General features: G+C 48.8%; 5 protein-coding genes. 2 read left to right on the top strand and 3 right to left on the bottom strand.

Annotated features, from left to right (window positions below):
• Window positions 1-502: 502 nt before the first annotated feature.
• Both AC1DUA_RS19590 and adh read right to left on the bottom strand, forming a co-directional pair.
• Entirely contained in the window at window positions 503-865 is a 363-nt protein-coding gene (locus AC1DUA_RS19590) for a DUF779 domain-containing protein (RefSeq protein ID WP_477501366.1), read from the bottom strand.
• Window positions 866-878: 13 nt separating this feature from the next.
• Complete coding sequence (gene adh, locus AC1DUA_RS19585; RefSeq protein WP_477501365.1) at window positions 879-2,399, bottom strand: aldehyde dehydrogenase; 1,521 nt, start codon at window positions 2,397-2,399, stop codon at window positions 879-881.
• A gap of 237 nt (window positions 2,400-2,636) precedes the next feature.
• Here adh and AC1DUA_RS19580 point away from each other — a divergent pair, with 237 nt between their 5' ends.
• Window positions 2,637-4,382: a sigma-54-dependent Fis family transcriptional regulator gene (locus AC1DUA_RS19580; protein ID WP_477501367.1), complete on the top strand. Its 1,746-nt coding sequence runs from the start codon at window positions 2,637-2,639 to the stop codon at window positions 4,380-4,382.
• 177 nt (window positions 4,383-4,559) lie between these two features.
• Window positions 4,560-5,405, top strand: a complete 846-nt coding sequence (locus AC1DUA_RS19575) for an aldo/keto reductase (RefSeq protein WP_477501364.1) — start codon at window positions 4,560-4,562, stop codon at window positions 5,403-5,405.
• A gap of 391 nt (window positions 5,406-5,796) precedes the next feature.
• Here the strand turns inward: AC1DUA_RS19575 and AC1DUA_RS19570 are convergent, their stop codons facing one another.
• Complete coding sequence (locus tag AC1DUA_RS19570; protein WP_477501363.1) at window positions 5,797-5,985, bottom strand: hypothetical protein; 189 nt, start codon at window positions 5,983-5,985, stop codon at window positions 5,797-5,799.
• Window positions 5,986-6,144 lie beyond the last annotated feature (159 nt).

Here is a 6,144-nt window from a genome sequence, read left to right as displayed (position 1 = left end):
TTCTAGTAGATCATTTAAATTATTTTGGGGTATAGTAGTCATTGAGTAGGGCTCCTTCTTGGTGGTGTGGTAATCCCGAGAATACCCTACTTTTTTGTCGTTCGACCATACTCCAAATACTGGTACACAAACTATTTTACTTCATCACTGTGAGCCTCTATTTCACCAAATTCAGCGTAAAAACAGCATTTCGGGCCAAATATGGACCTGTAGTTCCGCTTATTTAAGAAATGAAGCTATTTCTGATAAATAGCGTCCTGTAGTTCCCTTCGCATATGCTGGCTTGGCGGGGGTCTTTTTATAATTTGTGGGAACTATGATCCGCTATTTTCTGAGGAATCAGTACTTTAGCTGGTTGAGAGGAACTGTGAGCCTCTATTTCACCAAATTCAGCGTAAAAACATCATTTTGGGCCAAATAGGGACCTGTAGTTCGTGCAAGCCTCGCTGCCAAGCGCACAAAAAACCCAGCGATGAAGCATCGCTAGGCCCTTGTTCACTACTTACAAACCTAACACGTGCCGCTCCTCCTCTGTAAACATCCTCGAACGCGTCAGAAACCGCCGGCCCTCCGGGCCTTCGAGCGAAAACATCCCGCCCCTGCCGGGAACCACATCGATGATCAGCATCGTGTTTTTCCAATAATCGTACTGTGCCTTACTCATATAAAAGGGGGCGCCGCCGATATCACCCAGCCAGACGTCGCTGTCACCGAGCAGAAACTCCCCTTGCGCATAGCACATGGGAGAACTGCCGTCACAACAGCCGCCGGATTGATGGAACATAACAGGGCCATGTTTAGCTTTGACGATTTCAATCAGCTCCAAAGCGGCCTCAGTAGCAACAACCTTACTTGCCTCCGTCATCGCTGTAGCTCTCTTAGAAGAAGCCCAATGCTTCAGGGCTATAGCTGACGAGCAGATTTTTTGTTTGCTGGTAGTGGGATAACATCATTTTGTGATTCTCGCGGCCAATGCCTGAAGTCTTATAACCGCCGAAGGCTGCATGGGCTGGATAAGCATGATAGCAATTCGTCCATACACGACCCGCTTCAATGCTGCGGCCCATTCGGTAGGCTGTGTTCATATCGCGAGTCCATACACCTGCACCAAGACCATAAAGTGTATCGTTGGCAATTGCCAGCGCCTCTTCCTGATTCTTGAACGTCGTTACCGCAAGCACAGGTCCGAAAATTTCCTCTTGGAAAATTCTCATTTTGTTATGCCCCTTCAGGACAGTTGGCTGGATGTAGTAGCCTTCAGAAAGCTCACCCTCCACTTTCCCTCTATCACCGCCAATCAGACATTCCGCGCCTTCTTGCGAGCCGATGTTGATGTAGCTCATAATTTTCTCAACTTGCTCGGTCGAAGCCTGCGCCCCAATCATAGTAGTGGTATCAAGAGGATTTCCTTGCGTAATGGAAGCAACTCGCTTCAGGGCTCTTTCCATAAATTGATCGTAAATCGATTCCTGAATCAACGCGCGTGATGGGCTCGTGCACACTTCCCCTTGGTTGAGGGCGAACATAGCAAATCCTTCAAGCGCTTTATTGTAAAAAGCGTCATCCCGCGCAAGCACATCTTCAAAGAAGATGTTCGGGGACTTACCGCCTAGCTCCAAGGTAACCGGTATCAAATTCTGGGAGGCGTATTGCATAATCAAGCGGCCCGTTGTCGTTTCGCCTGTAAAGGCAATCTTCGAGATTCGGCTGCTTGAGGCAAGCGGTTTGCCCGCTTCAAGTCCGAAGCCGTTAACGACATTAACGACGCCCGGTGGCAGCAAATCTTGAATGAGCTCGAGCAGCACCAGAATGGAAGCTGGTGTCTGCTCTGCGGGCTTAAGAACCACGGCATTGCCTGCCGCAAGTGCCGGAGCAAGCTTCCAAGTTGCCATCAGCAGCGGGAAGTTCCAAGGGATGATCTGCCCGACAACGCCGAGCGGTTCATGGAAATGGTAAGCCACCATATTGTCGTCCAATTGGCTGAGTGTACCTTCTTGAGCGCGGATGCTCCCTGCGAAATAGCGGAAATGATCAATCGCCAGCGGCAGATCAGCCGCAAGTGTTTCACGAACTGGCTTGCCGTTATCCCACGTCTCGGCAACAGCCAGCATTTCCAAATTAGCTTCCATGCGATCAGCAATTTTATTTAGAATAAGAGCACGCTCAGCAACTGATGTGCGCCCCCATGCTTCTTTGGCAGCATGCGCAGCATCCAAGGCCAGCTCGATATCCTCCGAAGTGGAACGTGGAATCTCGCAGAAAATACGATTATTTACAGGAGACGGATTGTCGAAGTATTGCCCCTTAACAGGCGCAACCCACTGCCCGCCGATAAAGTTTTCATACCGTTTYTTGAACGTTACCTTTGATCCGTTTTGTCCAGGTTGTGCATAAATCATTCTCGCTCAGCCTCCTTAAAATAACATACATAAATATATAAGCAAGAATCGTGCCAACGAACGAAATGCCGTCACACCAGGCTTTAACAATCGTGCACGATGTTCGTTGTTCCACTTTGATACAATGGATGTGTTCCATTATGGGACATTCTTGCCAGTTGCTCTCCATTAATAAAAGCAACTATGGTATGATCGATTCAGATACGATTGCAATGGAGGTGATCTTTTTTGCTATCCGTGGAAAATAACTTTTTATCCGAAACAGCGGCCGCGTCTTGGAAGCGCTGTCACAAATTTGGTTTAGTGCCCACCGACCCCATTGACGATGACATTCTAACAGGAACTCACATGCAGTCTCTACTCAAGCAAAATGAGCAAACCATCCAATACACCGAGCAAATATTTGAACACATGCATGCCGGCATCAAGCAATCAGGCCAAATGGCACTACTGATCGATCCGGACGGCACCATTATTCACACGGCAGGAGATATCGACTTCTCCCGCAGAGCGTTAGCGGTTCAGCTGCAAGTAGGCGCCAATTGGGCCGAACATCGCAAAGGAACGAATGCCATTGGCGTTGCTCTCACGGAGCGGAAGCCGGTGCGCGTGCATGCTGAAGAGCATTATTTTAAAACCAATCATTTCCTAACCTGCGCATCTGCCCCTGTCTTCAACGCTATCGGCGAGCTTATCGGGATCGTCAATATTAGCGGCAAGCAAGAGAATTTCCAAGCCTATACCTTTACCCTCGCCTGTTTGGCTGCTCAATCCCTGCAAAACAAGATTATGCTAGAAGAGTCGAAGAAGGAGCACCTCATCACACTAAGAGAGCTGGATCACTCCTCCTTGCATCACCCTTTGCCGCTGCTTTCACTGGGCCGGGACAACCACATCGTCCGCGCGAATCATGCCGCTATGCGTATCATGGGCAGTGATGTGATCGGCAAACCATTGCCGAAACTGGATGGCTTTGCTGTTCAAACACTGCATAATGAGCATCAAAAGCTGTGGCAGTCGGTCTCCATTCGAAAGACGACGGGAAATGGGCAGCATTTGTACACTTTCAAGGAGCTCGTTGGCACGTGCCCAGCGTTCCTGCAAAAAAAAGAGCTGGCTCAGAAGGCTTCAAGCTCCGATTTCCCTGTGCTGCTCTTGGGCGAAAGCGGCGTTGGCAAGGAATTATTCGCGCAATCCATCCATACGGCAAGCGCTCGGTCAGGAGCGCCATTCATTGCACTTAACTGCAGCGCCATTCCAGACAGCTTGGTCGAGAGCGAATTGTTCGGCTATGTCCGCGGTGCTTTCACTGGCGCAAGCAAAGACGGCAATATCGGAAAATTCGAGGCCGCGCATCAAGGCACGATTTTCCTCGATGAAATCGGCGATATGCCGCTCCGAGCGCAAGCGGCGCTTTTGCGTGTGCTCCAGGACGGTATGATCACTCCGGTTGGGAGTGCGAAGAGCAAAGCCGCCAATGTGCGCGTGATTGCCGCAACGAATAAAGACTTGGCCGCCGAGGTGAAAACAGGCGGATTCCGGGCCGATCTATACTATCGGCTGAAGGGCATCCCGATTACGCTTCCTGCTTTGCGGGAAAGAAGCGATATCCTGACCTTGGCGCTTCATCTGCTCGAGAAGCACGCTTCACCGTGCTGCGCCATGACGGAAGCCGCCAAGCGTAAGCTGCTGGCCTATAGTTGGCCGGGCAATATTAGAGAGCTGAGCGGCATCCTGATGCAGGCGATCTTCATGGCTGGCAATCAGCCGATTGATGCTGATCATCTGATGCTTGAGGCTTCCGATGAAAGTGATACGGAGGAATCAGGCGAAGAGCATCCTTTGACGCTAAAAGAGGCGGAAATCAAGGCGATCAAGATGGCGCTGAAAGCCTCTGAATGGAATCTGAGCAAGGCTGCCGCCAAATTGCAGATCGGAAGAACGACTTTGTACCGTAAGATTGAGGAATACGGGATTACATAGTCACCTATGGTCACAGAAGAGTAACTATCGTACTAAAAAGTACGTACTGTTCATCTCCTCATGAAACGTTCATAATAACAAATGCCAGCAGGTGACATCCTACTGATGGTGAGAATTTTATGATGCGATGAAGGCCGATGGCCAACATATACACAGTTACATGAGGAGGAATTACGTATGACGATCAACCATTTGCAATCCACAACAACCCTGCATAACGGCGTCCAAATGCCATGGTTCGGGTTAGGTGTTTACAAAGTAGAAGACGGTTCTGAGGTAGTAAGCTCCGTTAAAGCAGCCATTCTTAATGGCTACCGCAGCATTGATACGGCAGCCATTTATGGCAACGAGACTGGAGTCGGACAAGCCATTTCCGAGGCGCTTGCAGAAACAGGACTTGCTAGAGAGGAGCTGTTCGTAACCTCTAAAGTGTGGAACGCCGACCTCGGCTACGAGTCGACAATTGCTGCCTATGAGGCAAGCCTATCCAAGCTGGGGCTAGAGTATCTTGATCTGTACCTCATTCATTGGCCGGTCAAAGGGAAATATAAAGAAGCTTGGCGTGCATTGGAAACTCTGTACAAAGAAGGCCGCGTGAAAGCCATCGGCGTCAGCAACTTCCAAATTCACCACCTGGAAGACGTGATGAAAGATGCGGAAATCAAGCCTATGGTGAACCAAGTTGAGCTTCACCCGCTTCTATCACAACAAGAGCTGCTTAGCTTCTCCAAAGAGCATAACATTCAGCTAGAAGCATGGTCTCCGCTCATGCAGGGCCAGCTTTTCGATCACCCGGTTCTCAATGACATCGCCGCTAATCATAGCAAATCGGTTGCTCAAGTCATTCTCCGCTGGGATCTACAACGCGGTATTGTGACGATTCCGAAGTCGATTAAAGAGCAGCGTATCATTGATAACGCCAACGTCTTTGACTTCACGCTAACCGATGAAGAGATGGCTCGCATCGATGCATTGAACGAGAATCGTCGCGTTGGGCCCGATCCGGACAATTTTGATTTTTAAGCTACCTATACAGCATTAGCCCTGATTTCTGAATCCATTTTACATGGAAATAATACGGTTAATTTGTTCAAATGAGCTAATTATATAGGTTCAGATGAAAATACTCCTGCTATTCCCCCTAGTTTTCTCATAAGAGGGGCAGCTGCGGCCGAATTAACTGGAGGAACTTCTCTTAATCCACAAAAGCTTCTATTAGCGCCATTTTTAACAGTAGAATTGCTGTTATTTCACACTTGTGCATAAATAAGGTGCCTCCGGCTACCTCAAAAACATATTGAAATAGGCACCGTTTCTCCCAAAGTGGAGGAAACGGTGCCTTTTCGTATACCATGCGTTCGAGTACGCTTGCGAAACCCCAAGAATCAAGTCCGCTTGGAGGTTCCCGCCACTTCTAAATAATGTACCGAAATTTATCGACTGCCCCCATATTAGGCGTATTGCTTCGGTTCAAATGGTTATAAAAGCTGAATGGGAACTTAAACGTATGCCCATAATCCCATTCGTGCTTCTTATGATCTTTAGCCCAGTAGCCATATTCAATGGGCAACCACGTCGACTGGATCGCCTCCACCAACGGCAATGATCTACGGTTCCTAGTACAAGTTTATTTTGTTTGTTGCGAGGATGGGCTGTTTTTCGAACGGAATCTACGACGGCAGCAAATAAGGCTTGAGTGACCTCGACAGGAAGAGAATTAATACGGCGTGAAAGCTGAGACTTGTTGATGCTAGTGAGTTGG

This window comes from Paenibacillus sp. 01T422 (genome assembly GCF_056398785.1).
This window is presented reverse-complemented; position numbering and strand designations above follow the sequence as displayed.